Annotated in this window: 14 protein-coding genes; 11 read left to right on the top strand and 3 right to left on the bottom strand. The window is 64.8% G+C overall.

Translation table 11 applies throughout. The annotated features are described in order from the left end of the window. Nucleotides 1–70: 70 nt before the first annotated feature. On the bottom strand, nucleotides 71–874 hold the full coding sequence (locus B0D78_RS06655) for a Cof-type HAD-IIB family hydrolase (protein WP_078016201.1): 804 nt from the start codon (nucleotides 872–874) through the stop codon (nucleotides 71–73). A gap of 196 nt (nucleotides 875–1,070) precedes the next feature. Between B0D78_RS06655 and B0D78_RS06650 the strand changes: the two genes are divergently transcribed. Continuing rightward, nucleotides 1,071–1,448: a DUF1622 domain-containing protein gene (locus B0D78_RS06650; protein WP_078016200.1), complete on the top strand. Its 378-nt coding sequence runs from the start codon at nucleotides 1,071–1,073 to the stop codon at nucleotides 1,446–1,448. Between the two features lie 241 nt (nucleotides 1,449–1,689). Here B0D78_RS06650 and B0D78_RS06645 read toward each other — a convergent pair whose 3' ends face one another. Continuing rightward, nucleotides 1,690–3,219, bottom strand: coding sequence for a hypothetical protein (locus B0D78_RS06645; RefSeq protein ID WP_078016199.1), 1,530 nt, complete (start codon nucleotides 3,217–3,219; stop codon nucleotides 1,690–1,692). Between the two features lie 247 nt (nucleotides 3,220–3,466). Between B0D78_RS06645 and B0D78_RS06640 the strand changes: the two genes are divergently transcribed. The 4 genes from B0D78_RS06640 to B0D78_RS06630 all read left to right on the top strand — a co-directional run bounded on the left by B0D78_RS06640 (nucleotide 3,467) and on the right by B0D78_RS06630 (nucleotide 7,190). Next, on the top strand, nucleotides 3,467–3,898 hold the full coding sequence (locus tag B0D78_RS06640) for a hypothetical protein (RefSeq protein ID WP_078016198.1): 432 nt from the start codon (nucleotides 3,467–3,469) through the stop codon (nucleotides 3,896–3,898). A gap of 151 nt (nucleotides 3,899–4,049) precedes the next feature. Then, entirely contained in the window at nucleotides 4,050–4,184 is a 135-nt protein-coding gene (locus tag B0D78_RS13485; RefSeq protein ID WP_256385761.1) for a hypothetical protein, read from the top strand. A 7-nt stretch (nucleotides 4,185–4,191) separates the two neighbouring features. Next, nucleotides 4,192–5,772 carry a hypothetical protein gene (locus B0D78_RS06635; RefSeq protein ID WP_078016197.1) on the top strand — a complete coding sequence of 527 codons (1,581 nt, stop codon included), beginning with the start codon at nucleotides 4,192–4,194 and terminating at the stop codon, nucleotides 5,770–5,772. After that, nucleotides 5,769–7,190: a sensor histidine kinase gene (locus B0D78_RS06630; protein WP_078016196.1), complete on the top strand. Its 1,422-nt coding sequence runs from the start codon at nucleotides 5,769–5,771 to the stop codon at nucleotides 7,188–7,190. The genes B0D78_RS06635 and B0D78_RS06630 overlap by 4 nt, the downstream gene beginning before the upstream one ends. Before the next feature lie 34 nt (nucleotides 7,191–7,224). Here the strand turns inward: B0D78_RS06630 and B0D78_RS06625 are convergent, their stop codons facing one another. After that, the gene (locus tag B0D78_RS06625) at nucleotides 7,225–7,836 is read right to left on the bottom strand and encodes a response regulator transcription factor (protein ID WP_168170036.1); all 612 of its coding nucleotides are present in this window, start codon (nucleotides 7,834–7,836) and stop codon (nucleotides 7,225–7,227) included. A gap of 252 nt (nucleotides 7,837–8,088) precedes the next feature. Between B0D78_RS06625 and B0D78_RS06620 the strand changes: the two genes are divergently transcribed. The 6 genes from B0D78_RS06620 (at nucleotide 8,089) to B0D78_RS06590 (ending at nucleotide 20,556) form a co-directional block, all read left to right on the top strand. After that, nucleotides 8,089–9,414 (top strand): hypothetical protein, encoded by a 1,326-nt coding sequence (locus tag B0D78_RS06620; RefSeq protein ID WP_240496131.1) that lies wholly within the window; start codon nucleotides 8,089–8,091, stop codon nucleotides 9,412–9,414. Between the two features lie 23 nt (nucleotides 9,415–9,437). After that, complete coding sequence (locus B0D78_RS06615) at nucleotides 9,438–10,553, top strand: hypothetical protein (protein ID WP_078016193.1); 1,116 nt, start codon at nucleotides 9,438–9,440, stop codon at nucleotides 10,551–10,553. A 16-nt stretch (nucleotides 10,554–10,569) separates the two neighbouring features. Then, nucleotides 10,570–12,243: a hypothetical protein gene (locus B0D78_RS06610; protein ID WP_078016192.1), complete on the top strand. Its 1,674-nt coding sequence runs from the start codon at nucleotides 10,570–10,572 to the stop codon at nucleotides 12,241–12,243. Nucleotides 12,244–12,588: 345 nt separating this feature from the next. Then, nucleotides 12,589–13,944, top strand: a complete 1,356-nt coding sequence (locus tag B0D78_RS06600; protein ID WP_078016190.1) for an SPFH domain-containing protein — start codon at nucleotides 12,589–12,591, stop codon at nucleotides 13,942–13,944. A gap of 51 nt (nucleotides 13,945–13,995) precedes the next feature. Continuing rightward, entirely contained in the window at nucleotides 13,996–15,225 is a 1,230-nt protein-coding gene (locus tag B0D78_RS06595; protein WP_078016189.1) for a hypothetical protein, read from the top strand. Nucleotides 15,226–15,285: 60 nt separating this feature from the next. Then, the gene (locus B0D78_RS06590) at nucleotides 15,286–20,556 is read left to right on the top strand and encodes an Ig-like domain-containing alpha-2-macroglobulin family protein (RefSeq protein WP_078016188.1); all 5,271 of its coding nucleotides are present in this window, start codon (nucleotides 15,286–15,288) and stop codon (nucleotides 20,554–20,556) included. Nucleotides 20,557–20,565: the final 9 nt, after the last annotated feature.

Here is a 20,565-nt window from a genome sequence, read left to right as displayed (position 1 = left end):
TAAAAAAGCTCGAAGCGGCAGGGCCGCTTCGAGCTTTTTTTGTTTACGCGCCTCTTTTCCTGTCCCCGCCTCACCGCCGCTGCGCCAGCAGGCGCTCGACGATCTGCCCGACGCCGCCCTCGCCGTTCGGCGGGGCGATAATATCGGCCTGTTCTTTCAGCTCTTTTGCGCCGTTTTCCATCGCTACGCGGATGCCGGCGGCCCGGAACAGCTCGAGGTCGTTGTAGTTGTCGCCGAACGCGGCGATCTCCTCGCGGGCGACGCCGAAGCGCCGCGCCACCATCGCCAGCGCCAGTCCCTTGTTCGCCTGCGGCGCCAGCGCTTCGATCTGGCGCTCGCTGGAGCGCGTCACGTAGAGCCGGGGACCGAAGCGCGCCGTCAGATCGCCGTGCAGCGCCTCGACCTGCTGCGGCGTCAGAAGCGCGAGAAGTTTTTCCGGCCGTTCGCCGTATTTCGCCGCCAGGTCGGGGACGAGCTCCACCGACGCGCCCGTGCGCCGTTTCAGGGCGTCGAGCGCGTCGGAGCTTTCTTCGGCGAAGCAGACGTCGCCGACGTAAAACCACGGCTTCGCCCCCGCCGCGCGAAAACGGTCCAGCGCCTCGCGCGCCAGTCCCGGTTCGAGACCGACGCGGCGCAGGTATGTCTCCGACCGGCTCATGCGCACGACCGCGCCGTTGACGCAGATCACCGGCTGGTCGCCCGGCGCCGTCAAAGCGTACCTGCGCCCGCCCGCGAACAGCCGCCCCGTGCAGATCACCACGCGCACGCCCAGGGACGCCGCTTTTTCCAGCGCCGCGCGGTTGCGCTCCGGCATGGACAGGCCGCCGGGGGCCAGCAGCGTGCCGTCGAGATCGGTCGCGATCATCCTGATCATCGTTTTTCCTCCGCTCCGTTCTTTTCGCCAAAAAGGCGCCGTTTCTCCCGTCCATTATAGATGAAAGAAGCGCCGCCGCCCAGACTTCAGATTTTTCCGGACGGGAAATTGCTTCTTTTCAACAGCGCCCAAATCGGTTATTATACCAACGAATCGTTAAATATGAATTTGCTGTTTCCCGTAAGGAGGAACTATTGTGAGCGTAGAAATCGCCCGCTGGGTCGCGTCCGCGATCGAACTGATCAGTATCTTCATCATCGCCTGGGGCGTGCTGCTGGCCCTGTACCGCATCGTGGCGCTGGCGCTGGAAAACTACCGCGTCGACGTCGACATGCGCGGCGGCTGGCTGCGGCTGCGCCGCACTTTCGGCGAGATCATGCTGCTCGGGCTGCAGTTTCTCGTCGCCGCCGACATCATCCTGACGATCTGCAACCCCGATCTGCAGACGGTCAGCGTCCTCGCCGCCATCGTCATCATCCGCGTCGTGCTCAGCGTCTCGCTGGGCAAGGAGATCCACGGCCTGGAAGAGCGCGACGCCGACGCCAAGCGTCACGCGCCGCCGCGCTACGAATAATACTATTTCTCAATTAAAAGGCCGAACATAAGGGCGCTGCGGGGGAGATTCACAAAGCGAGCTGCGCAGACTGCGCAGCGGTCGAGAGAGTTCTGAGCGACTGAACTCCCTCGCAGCGCCCTGCAAACTATGTTAACGCTTTTTATCAAGAAATAGTATAAGCCCGTCCCCGCGTAAAAAAAATTCCGCCGCGCTTCCAGCTGCCTCGAAGCGCGGCGGAATTTTTACCGTCCGGCAAGTCTTAGCCGGCGGCGGGCATCCGCCCCTTCAGGCGCGTGCGCCGTTCCCTGCCCGGGTCTTTCCAGTCCGCCAGATCGGGAACGGAGATCTGCTCCATCTCGATGTCCCCGTCTTCGCTCAGCCCCACGGCCTGATAGCTGTCGAGCGTCGAACTCTCCGTGATCCGATAATCCTCGCCCACGGCGCTGTCGTACACGCGCACGTCCAGCGCGTAGCCCGGCTCGCGCCCGCTCTGCAGGTCGGCCTCGAGGTTCAGCGCCGAATAGACCGCGCGCCAGGGATCGAACCAGTAAAACGCCCCGTAGGCAGGGCGCAGCGTCGCCAGGTGGCAAAACGCCTCGTGCTCGTAATAGCTCAGTCGGTACAGTTCGAGGTCGCGGACCTGCGACCCTTCTTCGCCGACGGCCACGATCAGGCGCTCGCCCTTGGGCGAGATGCCGACGTCGCGGATCCTCTCCGGCTCGCCCACGAAAAAAGCCGCCGTCAGCGCCGGATCGTCGGCCTCGGCGTTGTCCTGCGAGAGCGTGAAGACGTAGAGCACGGGGATCTCGCCGGCCGGATCCCCTTCGCCGCCGGCGACGAACCAGTAATAGTCCACCCTCACCGCTTCGTCGTCGAACGGCGAGAAAGCGTCCGGGAACTGTCCCTGGCGAAGCTCGACGGCGTATTCCCTGCGCTCGCGCCCCTCGCCGGCAAACACGCGGCCGTTTTCGGCATCGACGCTGAACACCGCTTTCGGCGTCCGCCACCACTCGCCGGGCTTCCAGCCCGGCAGCCAGCAATAGGTGCGCTCCGAGCGCAGCGCCCCGTTTTCCTCGGGGCCGCCGGCCGCCCACTGCGACGCGTCGTCCACGTAATAATGCGCCATGGTGACGAAGCCGTCGCAATAACCCATCATCGCGTACTCGTCCGTCGGCGTGGCCGCTTTGAGCGTCTGCGAACGGCGGCTGTCCGCGTCGAAAAGGCGCACGGAGAGATAACCGGCTTCCGCGCCTTCAAGGCCGGGCTTCTTCATCTTCGCGTCGTCGAACGACGTGTAGACGAAGCGGCGTTCGTCCACCCAGACGGGGCCGCCCCAGTCGACGATGGAACCGCGCACCGAGGTCAGCGGCTTCATCTGCGCAAAATCGTAGACGCGGTTGACGCGCCCGGCCTCGCCGTCGGGCACCGAAAGCACGAATCTGGCCGCGTCGGGCGAAGCGGCCACGCAGGCGCCGTCGAATCCGCCCTGCAAGGGCAGCAGCGCGCTCTGGCGCCCGTCCGGCGCAAAAAACGCCACGCCGGACTCGAGAAGCGCCTCGTCCGTCGCGTTCGGATCGAGCGCCGCCCAGTAATACCGCGTTTCGCCGCCCGATTTGACCTCGTGAAGTTCGAAGCCGAGTTCGGTCTTCCGCCCCGGTTCCAGCTTGTACACCCTGCCTTCGCCGGGATCCGCCGCGTAGAGTTCCCGCGTTTTCGCCAGCGCGGCGAAAGCCGGCGAAACGGATACCAGCGCCGCGAGAACTCCCACGATCAGTTTCCTTGCCTTCATCGATCTCACGCCTTTCTCGATTCCGCCCGGCGTTTTTCGACGGCCGGACGCTGACGAAAAGATTGTTTTCCGTTCCCTTATCTTATCAGAAAAAAGGTCCGCGGCCTCACCTGAAAAGGCGATTTTTTCGCCTCCTGCGTCTTTTCGCGAAACGCGCCGGCGTGATATGATTACAGCCGTAGATCGGGAATCCGAAAACTCCGGCCGCGCGGCCGGAGCGTCGTGACTTTTTGAGGAGGAATCTTCCATGAAAAAAATTCTCGCGCTCGCGGCGACGCTGGCGATGGTCGCGACGGCGTCCGCCGCCCCAGTCGACGCCGGTTTTTTCACCGCCGAGACGCCGTCCGCAGGCTGGACGCTCCAGGCGGACGGCGAAAACTCCGCCGCGCTTGCGTCTCCCGACAAAGCGATCGTCTTCACGGTGACGAAAATGCCCGCGGCGGGCACGCCGTTGCATGACGCCGCATCCCGCATGGCCGAAGCGCACGGCTCTCAGGACCTCGTCAGGATGGAGGGCGAAGGCGAAGCCTGGGAATACACCGGCGCGGCCAACGGCCAGCCCCTGTACGCCCAAGTTTTCGACCTCGGCGGCGGCGCGTACGGCTGCATCACCATCGTCGGCGATCACGGGAGCGACGCGGCCACCGACGTGTTCAATTCGATCGAGTTCAAAAAATAAACAGCCGTCGCGCGCTTCTCTTCGCATATGCCAACGGCAACGAAAGCCGATAGCCAACCACCGGTCGGTTATCGGCTTTTTAACATGCAAATCCCCACAAGACGCCGCAAGGGCTCGCGAAAAACGTTCTACATGGAACATTTTATCCTGCATGATGATTGACCGTATTTATTTCGCGCCGCCTGCCTTTGAAAAAATTCAAAACTTCACCTCTTCGGGTGATGCTTTTCCGCCGCGTCATGATAGGATAAGCTCCAGAAAAAGAAATTTCGCCGCACGGAGGTGAGACGACCATGACGGCACTGGAAGGCGGCGTCGGGCAGGGGCTGGGGCATCTGCTTTTTCTCGCGGTCCTGTGCGGATGGAGCTGGTCGCTGCAGCGCCGCGTCGTTCATCCGGCGCTGCGCCGCGGCATGCAGGGAACGGCGCTGCTGCTGTTTTTCTGGATCGCGCTGCGGGCGCTGCAGTTTTTGGCGGCGTTCAATCTGCCCATGGCCCGCGACCGGTGGCAGGCATACCGCCTCATGCAGACGGCGGCGCTGCGCGGCATGGACGTTGTCAGCTGGCTGATCTTCGCGCTGCTGCCGTGGCTCGATCTGCTGATCCTGCGCGTTTCCTCGCAGCCGCTCGACGCGCCGCCGCTGGACCGGGCGCTGACGCTCCATCTGACGGTTTCGCTGGCGCTGTGGCTGGCGGCGGTCCTGCCGCTGGCCGCGGGGGCGAAAAAAATCCTCGTCGGCTGGATCGCGCTCTCGACGCTGTGCTTCGCCGCCGGGCTGATCAAAAACGCCGCCTCGCCGGCCCGCGCCCGCCGCGCCGCCGCGCCGATCGCGATCCTCGTCGCTTTCGCGCTCTACGTCTGGCTGTATTTCGTCAAACGGCCCGCCTGGCTGCCGGGCGGCGGCTTTATTTTCGCCACGGCCGTCGCGGTCTTCCTCTTCTGGGAAAGCTGCCTGTGCAGCGGCGCGCTTCCCTGCAACAGCCGCTACGAGGAACTGTTCGCACTCGCCCCGGCGCGGATGTGGATCGAGGACGAACGGGGAACGCCCGTCTACCGCACCCGCCTCGCCCCGCCCCGTCCGGGGGCGGACGCGCCGCCGGGGACGCAGCGCCGTTTGTGGCCGCTGCGCGGCGGCTCGGTCCTGTGGGAGGAGGACGTGAGCGAACTCCTGGCGCTTCAGGAAAAACTGCGCGAACTGACGCGCGAACGCGAACGCGGCAACCGCCTGCTGGCGCAGCGCAATCAGATCCGCGGCCGCCTGCTGGAACTGCGCTGGCAGAACCGCCTCTGCGCCGAAGTCGAACGACGCATGCAGGACAAGATCGAAGCGGCGCGCCGGCTTCTCGCGGCCATTCCCGAACGCCCCGCCGCGGGAGATCGCGAAACGGTCCGCCGCGCCCTCGCCCGTCTGGGCGTGCTGATCTGCGCCGTAAAGCGCAAGAGTCATCTGTTCCTGAAAAGCAAACAGTCGAACCGGCTGCCGCTGGCCGAGATCATGCAGGCCGCCATGGAATCGGCCCGCTGCGCCGCGCCGGCCGGCGTGGACTGCGCCCCGTTCTGCGCCGAAAGCGGCGCCGTGCCGGCGCGGACAGGCATGTTCGTCTACGATCTGTTCGAGGAAGCGCTGGAATGCTGCCTGACGGCCGCGCCCGCGTCGCTGCTGATGCGGCTGCGGCGCGCCGGCGACGAATTGGAACTGCGTCTCGTGATCGAAAGCGCGCAGCCGCCCGACGAAGCGGCGCTTTTACCGCCGCCGCTGCGGGAAACGCTGCGCCGTCTGGGCGGCGCGTATCGTCTCGAACGCGACGAGGGCAGCCTGTACGCGACCTGCCGCTTGCCGCTTCTCGCCGACGGAAAGGAGGCGCGCCCATGAACGAGCTGCTGGCGTTCGACGCCTTTTTCCGTATCGCCCTGATGGGGCTGACCGCTCTGGCGCTGCTGTTCGAAGTTTTTCTGTCGCTGGAGCTGGCCTTGCAGCGGAAACGCCCCGGCCTGCGCGCCGAGCGCTTCGGAGAATTCTTGACCGGTTTGTATTTGTTGGGCGCTTTTGCGCTGCTTCTCTCCGTCCACTGCCGCGGCTACGCGGGGACAGAGGCCGTTTTCCCGCTGACGCCGTGGCGGTGGCTGAGCGCCGTCCCGCTTGTCGTTTTCGGCGTCGTCTCGCGCCGGTCGATGTTTTTGCCGGGCGCGTTTTTCGCGTTCGCCGCGCTGCCCTGCTTCGACCGCGCGCGCTTTTTCGCGCCGCTGTTCGTCCTCGGGCTGCCGTTCTTCGCGCTGCGGGCCGCCTGGTGCGACGCCCGCGCGCGGCGCGAACGCCGCCGTTCCGTCGCGCGCCACTCCATCAAGGAAGCGCTCGACCGGCTGCCGGACGGCGTTCTGTTCAGCGATCCCACGGGCCGCCCCGTGCTCGCCAACCGGCAGATGCTGCTTCTGGCCGAAACGCTCACGGCCCGGCCGCTGCGCGACGGCGAGGCGTTCTGGCAGGCGCTGAACGGCGGCGCGCTCCGCGAGGGCGTCGAGCGGATCGCGCTCGCGGATGCGCTGCTGTTCCGCGCCGACGGCCAGTCGTGGGAATTTTCGCGCCGCCTGCTCGACGTGGAGGGACGCGCGTTCAGCGCGATCTTCGCCGCCTGCGTGACCGAGACCGACCGGCTCACGCGCGAGCTGCAAAAGCTTCACGAAGAACTGGCCGCGCGCGCCGAAGAGCTGCGCGAAGCCGGAGCAGCGCTTGCCGCCGTCAAACGCGAGCAGGAGCTGGCGCGTCTGCAGAGCCGCATCCACGACATGGCGGGACACCGCATCTACCTGATGCAGCAGTACCTGCAGCGCGGCGGCGAAAATTTCCACGACCTCGAGCGCTTCCTGCCGCTCCTCTCCGGCCTGATCGACGACCTGCGCGCCGACGTCACGGCGCCCGCCGCGCGGCTGCTGGCCGACCTGCAGCGGTCGTTCGGCTTCATCGGCGTCGAACTGAGCGTGGAAGGCCGGCTTCCCCGCGACGAGCGGCAGGCCGCGGTACTGATCAAGATCCTGCGCGAAGCGTCGACCAACGCTGTCAAACACGCGGGCGCGTCCCGCGTCGAGGCGCGGATCGAGCGCACCGGCGCGGGGCTGGCGATGCGCGTCGCCAACGACGGCGCGCCCTTTGACGGCGACCGGCCGCTCAAAGAAAACCAGGGGCTGGCCGGCATGCGCCGCCTCGCCGCCGAAGCGGGGGGCACGCTGGAGATCGCGACTTCGCCGCGCTTCACCGTGACCGTAAAACTGCCGCCGGAAGAGCGCGAGGCATAAAAAAAGAAGCTCCGGCCGTTCCGGAGCTTCCGTCCTATATTTTCGTGTTGATGAAACCGTTGGAGACGGCGAAGATCGCCAGCTTGGCGACGCTCTCGTAGCCCGTTTTCGAGAGGATGTTCGAAAAGTGCGTCTTCACCGAGTTGACCGTGATGTTCAGCCGCTCGGCGATCTCCCGGCGCGACAGCCCGTCGCAGATCAGCACCAGCACCTCGCGCTCGCGCCGCGTCAGTTCGCCGAAGTTGAGAACTTCCTCGCGTCGTCCCGGATAGACGCTTTTGCCCGCGCAGGTGTCGCGGATCACGCCGGCCAGGCCGTTCACGTCCAGATCCTTGTAGACGAAGCTGTCGGCCCCCGCCTCGCGGGCCCGTTCGACGAACGTCACCTCCGGCAGCCCCGTCATCATCACCACGCGCACCTGCGGGAAGCGTTTTTTGATCGCCGCCGCCGCGTCCAGCCCGCTGGAATCGTTCTCGGTGCACACGTCCATCAGCACCAGATCGGGAGACGTCCTCTCGCAGTACAGTTCCGCCAGCGCCGCGTCGGCGATGGCGGCGATGACGTTGAAATCCTCGACGCCGTCCAGGCTGTTTTTCAGCGCGTCGCGCACCATCGTCTGATCCTCGACGATCATGATTCGGACCATATCCTTCGCCTCCGCCCGGCGTTCGAGATTTTTTCCGCCGCGTTGCGCGCTTCGACGCTTTTTGCATTTCACGGCACAACGCGGACGAAAAATTTCGATTGCTTCCATCGGCGTTATTTTATCAGGATTCAAAAATTTATGCAGGGTGATTTTTCAATCCGTTCGTGCTAACATATTTTTTCGATAAGTTATGAAGATCGCAAACCGGCATCGTTCAATCCATTTATTCTATTTAAGGAGGCTTCACTGCGCATGAAAAGGAAATCGCTGCTGCTCTTCACCGCCGCCGTCTGCGCCGGAGCGCTGAACGCCGCGCCCGCAAGCGCGATCAGCAAGGAGCATCTGATCGGACACGCCGAATACTACGTGCGCGAGTTCGAGAAAGAGGTGGAACGCCAGCGCGGCGGCGAAAAGACGGTCTGGCGCGGCAAGCAGGACGCGCTCAGCCGCGTGCAGGCGCTCAAGCTCCAGTACCCCGACGATCCCAAGGTCGAAGAGCTGTTCCAGCGCACCAAGAGCGCGCTGATGAAGAGCAAGGGGGACTACATCCAGATCACCCCCGAGATGACCGCCTACCTACGCACGGAGGAGAATCTGCGCCGCGAGATCGCCGCGCTGGGCAAAAAGGCGTGGGACGAGAAGCTCGCCGAATATCGGGACACGCTGATCGACAAGCCTTTCCCCGCGCCCGACTCCAAACAGACCGCCGTCAGCGACCTGGAAGGCAAATACGTCGTGCTCGACGACGTGCAGTACCCGCAGCACCAGTTCTACGGCGCGACGGGCGAGTACGTTTTCGCCGGCAAGCCGTCCGCCGGCTATTACTTCGTCGACATCGGCAGCCGCGCCTGGCTTGGGCCTTACGAGGCCGCCAAACGCTTCCGCCGCCAGGTGGACACCGAACTCGAAGAGGCGAAGAGCTGGACCGTGCTCGGCAAGATCACCGACATCACCGCCGAGATCCCCGAAGCCGGCGAGAAAAAAGTCGGCGGCTTCCAGTACGGCTGGGTGGTCACGCCCGTGGCGCTGTACGTCCCGGGGCACGTCATGGCCTATCACACGCCGGACGGCGAGGCGGGCGGCGCGTTCGCCGGCGAAGACATCGTCGCGGAGAGGAAAAAGAGCTGGTACAGCGTCACGTCCGTTCCAGCGGACGTCTCGCCCGAACGGCTGATGGAGATCTACGTCGCCGCCATCAAGGAAAAGAACTACGACCTTTACCGCGAGTGCATCTACCCCGACTGCTACAAGGAAGACACCGGCAAGGGACTGCTTTCCTACCACTGGGACCTGCATCAGGGGCGTTTCCACGGCGAGTACGTGCACGTCACCTTCGGCCAGGCGAAGATCAGCGTGCTGAAAGGCTTCGACGACAAAAACGACCTGGAGAACTTCTTCCTCGACGCCGGTCAGAAAGAAACCCTGAACAAAGTCGGCGGCACGAAGATCGAAGAAGCCGTCGTCGAGACCCGCGCCTGGGACGCAAACGGCAAAGCCGTCGGTTCGCCGCATCCGCACCGCCTGCGCCGCGAAGGCGGCGGGCGCTGGTACGTTTACGACTACCAGCCGCGCTTTTAACCCCCGAGAGGAGCTGAAGAAAAATGTTTCCTTCCGCAAAAAGACTGACCGCCGTCCTGATCTTCTGCCTGAGCGCCGCGCTGCCCGCCGCCGCGCAGGAACCGTCCGAGGCGCAGAGGCCCAACGACCTTGCCTTCTGCAAAGGCTGTATCGCGCAGGAACTCAGCGCCCGCGCCGCGCTCGTCAAGGGCGACGCTTTTCGGGATCCCGACCGCGACGCCGATCTGAGACAGTACGTGAGCCTCATGTATTCGCCGACGACGCTCTCGATAGCGCTGAATTTCACCGGCACGCCGGCGGAGATCCAGCGCTGCCGGGAGATAGCTGCCGCTTTCCAGCGCTACAACGATACCTCCCTCTGCCGGACCACGTTAGGGCGCATGCTCAACATCCTCGCCGGCAACCGGGCCGTCATCCGCGCCAAGAAACTGAACACTTCCTTCCAATGGTTCGAAGAGATGGGGCCGGCTTACAGAAAGCTCATGAACGGCTACGACGCCGCCTACCGCAAGTTCGTCGAAGCCGCCCAAAAGCTGAAGAACAACGTCGATCTGAAGGGCGTGAAAGCGAGCGGCCCTTATCCCTGGAACGTCGATTTCGTCGACGTCTTCAACTACGCCGGCCTGAACGAATACGCGCTGAAAGTCCTGCGCGCCCAGCCCTACTTCGAGAACGAGATGCGCGTCCTCGACTCGCAGATCGTCGCCTGCAGCGACTCGAAACTGAACGAGCAGAAAAGCATGTTCGAAGCGCTCAAGAAAGAATGGGAGAAAGCCCACGCCTCGTTCAGCCAGGCGAAAGAAGCCGTGCTGAAACTGCCCGGTTACGCCGAGATCCAGCCCATCGTCGACGCCGACGAAAAGATCCTGCTCAACGCGTTCGATCTGCTCGACGGAGCGCTGACGACCATCGAATCCCTGAACGACGGCGACACCATCGGCGGCAGCCTGCGCGCGTGGAAGAACGTCGCCGCCACCGCCTTCGACACCGGCGATTCCATTTCCAGCGGCGGCGGTCCCGTCTACACGCGCCGCCTGCGCAAAAGCCTGACCGAGCTGCGCCGCATCTGGAACGACTCCGTCGTGCACCTCGATGTCGCCTACGGCGGCTCGCAAGGCTGGCACACGATGAAATATTAAAGGGGAGGCACAAAAAATGAAAATCCCGCGCGCCCTCGTTCTGGCGCTGCTCCTCGCCGCAGGTTCGGCCGCGGCGAGGAGCGCCGTCACCGTGGCCGAAGTGATCCAGTCGGGCGGCGAATATCGGGGCAAGATCGCCACGCTCCTGCTGCCGCAGGGCTGGAAGAAAGGCACGTTCGACACCGACCGCTGGCTCGACTTCAAGGCCCCGACCGGCAGGATCACCACCAAGACGCTGCGCTTCTCGCAGGAGATCCTCTACTCCCACTCGCCCGAAGAGTTTCAGCAGAAGGTCGCCGCCGCCGCCGCGGAAAAAGCGGGCGCGACGCTGCAGTCCGCGCTGATCGACGACATTCCCTTCACGTTCTACGTAACGCCGTCGAAATATCAGGACAAGCGCGTCCCCGGCACGCAGTACGACATGATCCTGTGGGCCGACTGGCCCCGCAGGGAAGAACCGGTCGGCAACGAATTCCGCGACGCCATGAACATTTCCATTCTGGAGCGCCCGCTGCTCGGCCCCGACGCGCAGACGGCGCTGAAGCCCGAACAAACCGGCGAACTGCTGCGCAAGGGCATCCTTCCCGACGTGGAGATCATGGCCATCCTGCACAGCATTGCCTTTGCCGACAGCCCCGCCAAACGATACCACGCGCGCTTCGCCGCCATCCGCCGCCAGGCGCAGGAGCAGAAAGACGCCGCCGCGGTGACGCGCCTGATCGCCGTCGGCAAACTGGCCGGCACATGGGTCCCCACCGAGCTGCGCGTGAACGGACGCACGCTGACCGGCGCCGAGATGGAAGAAGCCGCCGCCGGCCGCCTGCGCACCGTCACCTTCGGCACGGACGGCGCCTACCGATTCGAGCCGCGCGACGAGACGTGGAAGCCCGACGGCAAGGGCGACTACACGCTCGGCGACTTCAGCGGCCGCCTCTGGGTCGAGAACAACGGCCTCGTCAACTTCCGCGACGCCGACGGCTATCACTTCGTCTTCCGCAAGCTGCCCAGCGAGTTCCCCAGCGACCCCGAGCTGCTGGCCGCCGCCGTCGGAGAGTGGACGCCGGTGGAACTGATCGCCGGCGGCAAAGACGCCATGGGGGACGAACTCGAGCGCGCCGCCCGGCTGGCCCGCGCGCCGCTGCAGCCGCTTTCCGTGCGCACCGACGGCACGCTCTTCGACGGCAAGAAGTTCGGCTCGTGGAAGCTCGAAAACAACCGCTTCGTCATGACGTTCGAGAACTATCAGTTCGTCCTGCGCGGCGCGCACATCGAGAACCTCGCCGCCGACGGCGCGCGCGTGATCTACGCGCGCCAGGGCGAAGAGCGCCGCTTCAAGTCCGTTTTCATGAGCGAACTGCTGGCGGCCGAAGCGGCGGCGGCCGAGAGCGAACCGCTCATCGGCCGCTGGGAGCCCGCAGGCGTGACGAAAAACGGCGAAGAAATGCCCAAGAGCATCGCCAGCGACAACTACCGCGCCAACGCCCGTCCCATCTGGATCCGCTCCGACGGCACGGTCTTCGCGGACGGGCGCGACTGCGGCGCGTGGACAAACGAAAGCGGCGTTTACACGTTCAGTCTCAAGAGTTTGCTCGCCCAGGCCGAACTCAAGTTCGAAAACGGAAAGCTGACGCGCGGCTTTTCCGGCGGCGTCGTCGTGATCTACAAAAAACTGCCGTTCGCGCTCCAGTAAGGAATGTTCTTTCCGCCCCGCGAGGCCGAAACGTTTCGCGGGGCGTTTTTTTTCGTTCCGCGCGGGACGAAAAAATCTTTCCGCGCCGCCGCGGACGAACGCGGCGCGGTTTTCACCCCTTCGGGTGATGCCTTTTCGCGGCGGCGCGCTTATGATAGCGGCAAGAACGTCGATCAGGCTGCCTTTTTTCCGCGCGCGTTTTTCATTTTTCAAAAGCGGGAAAGCCTCGAAAACCGACAAAAACCCCGTGCATGAAACGGCTTTTTATGTTAATCTTACGATGATGTTAATAAAGAATAATTTCTCGGGGAAACTTGAGAAAGAAATCTGAGAGGGGTGCTGAAAATGGGACTTTTCAAAGCGATCGGCGGCGCCATGGGAGACGTGCTTTCCGACCAGTGGCGCGAGTACTTTTACTGCGACGCGATGGAACGCGACGTGCTCGTCGAACGCGGCTACAAACGCAAGGGCAAGCGCGGCAACAACAAAGGCGGCGACAACATCATCAGCAACGGCTCGATCATCTCCGTGGCCGACGGCCAGTGCATGATCGTCGTCGACCAGGGAAAAGTCGTCGAGCTCTGCGCCGAACCGGGCGAGTTCGTCTACGACACGTCCAGCGAGCCGAGCATCTTCTACGGCGGGCTCGGGCACGGCCTCAAGGAAAGCTTCAAGACCATCGGCAAGCGCATTTCCTTCGGCGGCGAAGCGCCCAAGGAGCAGCGCGTCTACTACTTCAACACCAAGGAGATCATGGGCAACCGCTACGGCACGGCCAACCCCGTTCCGTTCCGCGTCGTCGACAGCAACATCGGCCTCGACATCGACATCGCCATCCGCTGCAACGGCGAATATTCCTACCGCATCACCAACCCGATGCTGTTCTACACCAACGTCTGCGGCAACGTGAACGAGGTCTACACGCGCGACCAGATCGACAGCCAGCTCAAGACCGAGCTGCTGACGGCGCTGCAGCCCGCCTTCGCCCGCCTTTCCGAACAGGGCATCCGTTACAGCTCCCTGCCCGCCCATACCATGGAAATGGCCAAGGCGCTGAACGACATCCTTTCCGAACAGTGGGGCGCCCTGCGCGGCATCGAGATCGTGGCTTTCGGCGTGAACTCCGTCAAGGCGTCCGAAGAGGACGAGAAGATGATCAAGGAAATGCAGCGCAGCGCCGTGCTCCGCAATCCCAACATGATGGCCGCCCATCTCGGCCAGGCGCAGGCCGACGCCATGCGCGCCGCCGCCTCCAACACGGCGACGGGGCCGATGTTCGCCTTCGCGGGCATGAACATGGCCTCTCAGGCCGGCGGCATGAACGCAGCCAATCTGTTCGCTATGGGCGCGCAGCAGCAGCACGCCGCCTCCGCCCCGCAGGCCGCGAAGCCGGCGCCGGCTCCCGTTCTCGCCGGCTGGAAGTGCGGCGCGTGCGGACACGACGGCAATCGCGGCAAGTTCTGCTCGGAGTGCGGCGCCCCTCAGCCCGCGCCGGCTTCGGCCGAAGGCTGGACCTGCCCGACCTGCGGCCACGTCAACAAGGGTAAGTTCTGCCCCGAATGCGGCGCCAGAAAGCCCGCCGGCGAACCGCTCTACCGATGCGACAAGTGCGGCTGGGAGCCCAAGGATCCCCATCATCCGCCCAAGTTCTGCCCCGAGTGCGGCGATCCCTTCGACGAGAACGACAACATCAACAAATAAGGGATTTCCCATAGAGTTTCCGCATCGCGCTTGACGAAAGGAGAAAATTCCATGGAAGAAAAACCGGCCTTTCAGGATGAGCAGGAACCTGTACGGGTCCGAACCAAGGACGAGACCGACAAGAAATGCCCGCAGTGCGGCGGCGTCATGGAGTTCGACCCCGCCACGGGCGGCATGAAATGTCCCTACTGCGAATACGCCGAAGAGATCGCGGCCGGCGAGGCCGCCCGCGAGATCGACTTCGAAGACGCCGAAGACCGCGCCAGTCACGACTGGGGAGCCGCCAAGAAAAGGGTTCTCTGCGAGTCCTGCGGCGCGGAAACGATCTACGACGCGCTCGAAGTCGCCAACGAATGCCCTTACTGCGGTTCCAACCAGGTCATGGAAGTGCAGGACGACGACACCATGGCCCCCGGCGGCGTCTGCCCGTTCAAGATCGACAAGAAGACCGCCGGCGCGAACTTCAAGCGCTGGATCGCCGGCAAACTGTTCTGCCCGTCGCTGGCCAAGCAGAAGGCGCGTCCCGACGCCTTCCACGGCGTCTATCTGCCTTACTGGACCTTCGACACGCAGACCGAGTCCGAGTACGACGGGCGCTACGGCATCTACCGCACGGTCAGGGAGGCCGACGGCAAAACCCGCACGGTCACCGACTGGTACTACACTTCCGGCGATTACAGCGAATTCGTCAACGATCATCCCGTGCTCGCCACGGCGCGCCACGACGCCTCGATCCTGAACGAGATCCTGCCCTTCGACACCGAGGCCAACGTCGCTTATAACCCCCGATACCTGGCCGGCTACGCCGCCGAACGCTACTCCGTCGGCCTCAACGACGGCTGGGAACAGGGACGCGAAGAGATCCACGACCATCTCGAACGCCAGGTCAAGCAGAAGATCCGCTACGAATGCCGCGCCGACACGGTCGCCAACGTCAACGTACAGACCAGCTACGACGACCTCAAGTTCAAGTATCTGCTGCTGCCGGTGTGGCTGTCGTCGTTCCGCTACAACGGCAAGGTCTACAACTTCATGGTCAACGGCCAGACCGGACGGGTCGGCGGCAAGTCGCCGATCTCGGCGCTCCGCGTCACCATCGCCGTGCTCCTGGCGGCGGCGCTTATCGGCGGCGCCTGGTACTTCATCAACAAAAAGTCGGCGCCGGCCACGCCGCCGGCCGTGCGGTCGTCCTTCCGCGTCCCGGCGCGGTCAACCGCGAGCCTGCCGGCGGAATTCGCGCGCCGGCCGAAGCTGTTCCACGGGGAACGTTTCTGGTGTTAACGCGGCTTCCGTAAGCTCGTTTTCCGCATCATAAAATCTTTCTCGCAAGGAGGTCTTTCCATGCGCAAATTTTTCGGCGCCCTGCTGTGCGGCTTGATTCTCGCCGGCGCGGCATGGGCGGCCAACGATGTGACCGTCAAAAGCTTCTCCCCCGAGGGCGAAGTGACGGCCAACCGCCCGAAGTTCACCGTTACTTTCAGCGGCGACGTGGTGAAAAGCAACCAGCTGAACAAGCCCCTCACGGGCGGCGCGGTGCCGCTCAAATTCCGTCCGGCTCTGGCCGGTACGGCCAAGTGGGTGAAGACGAATCAGCTGGTCTTCACGCCGTCCGCCAATCTGCAGCCGGCCACGCGCTATGACGCCGATTTCGGCCCCGGCGGGCTCCGCACCGCCGGCGGATCGCTGGTCGCGGGACGTCAGAGCTTCACGTTCCACCGCCCGGCGCTCAGCTTCGACCGCGTGACCATCATCGGCACGTCGCCCAACCGCGAGCTGACGCTGCGCCTCGACTTCAGCGCCGAAGTCTCGCCCGTGCGCCTGCGCGGCTTCCTGAAGATCTTCAACGCCGCCGGCAACTCCGTGAGCTACAACATCCAGGGCGCGACGCCCGCCAAAGAGATCGTCGTCCGCACCAGCTCCGTCTACGGCAAGAGCGTCAAAGTCCTCGTCGAGGGCGGGCTGCTGCCCGACAAGGGCGACCTGCCGCAGGCAGGCGGGCTCGAAGCGACGCTGAACGTCTCCACCGAAACGCTGGTGACCGATTCCAACGCCTACATGAACGAATCCGGCCGCGGGCGTATCCGCGTCGGTCTGAACAACAGCGTCGATCTGGCCAAGGCCAAAGGATTCATCGAACTGTCTCCCGCCGTTCCCTTCACACTGACCGGCAGTTACGACGGCTTCAACATCGAGGGCGATTTCGCGCCCCGCAGCCGCGTCACACTGACGATCCGCAAGGGACTGACCGGGCAGGACGCCCAACCGATGAAAGAAGATTTCGTCAAAGCGTTCATCTTCCCCGACATGCCCTCTTTCGTGCGCTTCCCCGCCGCCGGAATGTTCCTCACGCCCGCGGAGGCCCCGTGCGTCGCCGTGGAGAGCGCCAACATCGAAACGCTCGAAGTTTCGGCGTGGCGGCTCTACAACAACAACGTGCCGATCGCCGCGCTCGATCTTGACGACGAGGGCAGCTTCATCAGCTGGGCAAAACCGCTCGGTTCCAAGAAATACGCCGTCGGCGGCATGGTCAACGAGACCGCGCGCCGCGCCCTCGATCTGGCCGGCCTCGGCTGCGAAGGCGAAGGCGTCTACCTGATCGAGGCCAAAAACGGAGATCCCTCCACGTGGGACAGCGCCAGAATGCTCCTCACCATCACCGACACGGCGCTGTCGGCGCGCATGTACAAGCGCGGCCTGCAGATCTGGGCCAATTCGATCTCGGACAGCAAGCCGCTGTCCGGAGCCGAAGTGAAAGTTTACTCCAGCAAAAATCAGCTGCTCCTGAACGGAACGACGGATGCCGACGGCCTGGTTTCCTTCGGCGTCGCCGAAGGTTGGCAGGAAGACCTTCAGCCTTCCGTGGCCACCGTTGAAAAGGAAGGACGTCTCTCCTTCGTCAAGCTCGGCGTCAATCAGCTTTCCGGCCGCGACGTCGACATCTCCGGCGCGCCGTGGAACGACGCCTACGACGGCATGTGGATCCTGCCGCGCGCGCTCTGGCAGCCGGGCGAAACGCTCGAAGCCAAGGCGATCGTGCGCAGCACCGTGCTCGAACTGCCCGGCGAATTCCCGCTGAATTGGGCGCTGACCGCCCGCGGCATCGACCTGGCTTCCGGCGTCATCAAGCTCGGCGCCGACGGCACGGGCGTCGTCTCCGTACCGATCCCCGCTACGGTCGACAGCGGTTCCTATTCGCTGCGGCTGACCGTTCCCGGCACGAAGACCGTCGTCGCCGAGCGCGCCGTGCAGATCGAGGAGTTCCGTCCGCCTCAGATCGAAACGAAGCTTCAGGCCCCCAAGGCGTTTTATCCCGGGCAGGAAGCCACGCTCGAACTCAGCGCCCGCTACCTCTTCGGCGGCAGCGGCGCCGGCCTGAACTGGGAACTCGATTACACCACCGTTCCCGAAGCCTACGTCTCCAAGGCGAATCCCAGCTACGTCTTCGGCTCCGAAATGGGCAAGGACGCCGGGCGCTCTTCCGGCCAGATCGCCAGCGGAGAGCTTGACGAGAACGGCGCCGCTCAGGCCGTCTGGACGCCCGAGGCCGATCTGAACGCTCCTTCGATCATCCGCGCCCATCTGCGTCTCAACGTCATGGAAGCCAACGGCCGCTGGACCGGCAGCACGGTTTCGGCGCCGATCTATCCCACCAAGGCGCTGATCGGCGTGATGGCCCCGAAGGCCGAAGTCCGTCCCAACAGCTCCGCCGAGATCGGCCTCGTCGCCGTCGATCCGGACGACAAGCCCGTAAACCTGGGCGAAGTGGCCGTCGAGATCAGCAAGGTCACCAGCCGCTACGTGATGGTCAGCGACGACAACGGCAGCCGCATGACCTGGCAGGAAGAGTTCTCCGAGCCCGTCACGGACAAGGTCACGCTGAACGGCAAGGGCAAATACGCCTTCACGCCCAAGGACGAGGGCGAATACCGCCTGACCTTCACTCACGCCGATGGACGCGCCTCGCTGCGCCTCTGGGTGTGGGAAAACTGGACCGGCTCCGCTTCCATGGGCGCCGTCATGCCCGACCGCGTCGAGCTGAAAGCCGACAAGGAAAGCTATCTGCCCGGCGCCACGGCGCGGATCACCGTCAAGTCGCCCTTCGCCGGACGCGCCATCCTCGCCCTCGGCAGCGACCGCCCCGTGATGGTCAAGTCCTTCGACATGGCCGACAAGGAAACGACCGTCGACGTGCCCGTCACCGAAGAACTGCTCCCCAACGGCTGGCTCACGATCCAGGTCGTCCGCCCCGAAAGCGCCGACACCAAGCCGCCGTATCGCGCGCTGGGCGCCCTGCCGCTGAAGCTCGACCTCAGCGACCGCCGTCTGAACGTCTCCGTCGAGGCGCCCGACAAGGCGGAGCCCGGCGTGTTCAGCGCCAAGATCCGCGTCGCCGACGCCAAGGGACAGCCCGCCAAGGGGACCGTGGCCGTCGCCCTCGTCGATCGCGGCATCCTGCTTTTGAGCGGCAGCGACAACGCCGATCCATGGAAGTACTTCACGCGCCGCCGCGGCATGGACGGCAAGATGTGCGACATTTACGACTCGCTGCTGCCCATCGAGGCCCGCGGCACGGCGCTGCTCCATCCCGCCGGCGGCGACGACGCCGAAATGAGCAGAGCCAAGCTGATGGCCAACGCCGACATGATGTCGCCGGTCCGCGCTTCCGATTACAAGCCGCTGTCGATCTGGCTGCCCGCCGTCGAGCTGAAGGACGGCACGGCGGAGATCACCACGCAGGTGCCCGAGTTCGCCGGCGCGCTTCGCGTCGAAGCGATCGCTGTCGACGGCGTGGCTCTGGGACGCGCCGAAAGCGAGTCGAAGATCGCCCGCCCCGTGGTCATCGACCTGACGCTGCCCCGCTTCACCGCGCCCGGCGACCAGCTCCAGGCGGCGCTGAACGTCACCGCCGAACAGGGCGGCAGCGCCTCCGCCGTCGTGACTCCCGCGGAAGGGCTCGACTTGAACTTCAACGGCCAAAGCGAGTGGAAGGATACGATCGCGCTGACGGCCAACAAGCGTCTCGAACTGACGTCGCTGATCCCCACGCTGACGGCTCGCAGCGCCAGCGAACACGGCGCCCTGAAAGCTTCCGTCTCGCTGGACGGCCGCGATTATGCGTCCGAAACCGGGCTTGCCATCCGTCCCGGCTGGCCGCTGACTTCCGTGGTCGGCGGCGGCAGCGCCGGCGAAGGTTCGACCGACATCGTCCTGCCCGACGACTGGTACCCCGGTACGGGCAGCCTGACGCTGACCATCTCCGGCGCGCCCGTGGTCGACGCGGTCTCGCTGCTCGAGACGGTCGATACGTGGGGCTTCGGCCTTGACCGTCTCGTCTCGCGCGGCTGGATCACGCTGAACATGCCCAGCCTGCTCAGCGACGAAGATCAGGATCTGGTCAACCCGATCGAGAACCGCATCGCCATGAACACCGTCCTCGCCGGTCTGGCGAGCTATCAGCTCTACGACGGCTCGTGGAGCGCCTGGCGCGGCGACGGTACCGACGCCTGGGGCTCGGTGGCCGCCCTGCACCTGCTGACGGCCGTCAAAGCCGCCGGCGTCATCGAACCTTCCGGCCTGAACGCCGGCGCTCAGTGGCTGCGCCGTTACATGGCCGAGCCGCTGCCGGAAAAGAACGTCCGCGAAGCCATGAACGCCCGCGCCTATGGCGCCTACGTGCTGGCGCTGGGCGGCGAAGCGCCGCTGGGCTGGATGAACTGGCTCGAAGAGCGCATCGGCGACCTGAGCGGCTCCGGCCGCGCGCTGCTGGCCGCCAGCTACGCCCTCGCCGGCGATCAGGAAAAAGCCCAGGCGCTGGCCGGTTCGGAATCCTCTTCGGCCGACGCCAAGCTGTCGCTGCCCGAAGCCGGATTCAGGATGCTGGCGCTTGACGCCATCGAACCCGGCGGAGCGCCCAGCCGCGATCTCGCGGCCCGCATCGCCGCGGAACTGGCCAAGGGCAGCGGACGCCGCAGCGCCCGCGACGCCGGCAGCATGATCATGGCGCTCGGCGTGTTCTCGACTCACGTCGTCCCCGGCCCCGTCACGGCCAAACTGTTCGACGCCGACGGCAACGAGGCGGCGGTCTTTGACGGCAAGCCCGCGATCTGGCGCGGCGGCAAGGGCGGGACCATGAAGCTCGAAGCCAGCGGCGCCGGTTCGATCTGGTACTCCTGGACCGCCAGCGGCGTGCCCGACAAGGAGCCGCGCAGCTACAGCCGCGGCCTGCGAGTGGAGCGCAGCTTCGTCGACGCCAAGACGGGCGAAAACCTCGATCTGTCCTCCATCGCTTTCGGCCAGGAAGCGGCCATGAAGATCAAGGTCACTTCCACCTCGCGTCCCGCGGCGCTGCGGCTGAGCGCGCTGCTGCCCGCCGGATTCGAAGCGGTCAGCGCCGGCGAAATGACCGCCGGCGAAGGCTACTCCGTCCGCTCCGACTTGCGCTTCGACCGTCTGCTGCTCCACATCGACGGGCAGGGCAAGAACTTCGAATGGAAACTGCCGCTCCGCGCCGTCTACCGCGGCACGTTCTCCGTACCGCCGATCTCCGTCGAGGCGCTGGGCAACAAGGGCATCGGTTACCTCGGCAAGGCCGGTACGGTGACGATCCAGTAACCGTTCATT

The sequence above is a fragment of the Pyramidobacter sp. C12-8 genome (assembly GCF_002007215.1).
In the GTDB taxonomy this organism is placed as follows: domain Bacteria; phylum Synergistota; class Synergistia; order Synergistales; family Dethiosulfovibrionaceae; genus Pyramidobacter.
Note: the sequence above shows the minus strand (reverse complement) of the source record. Positions and strands in the feature narration are given on the sequence as shown.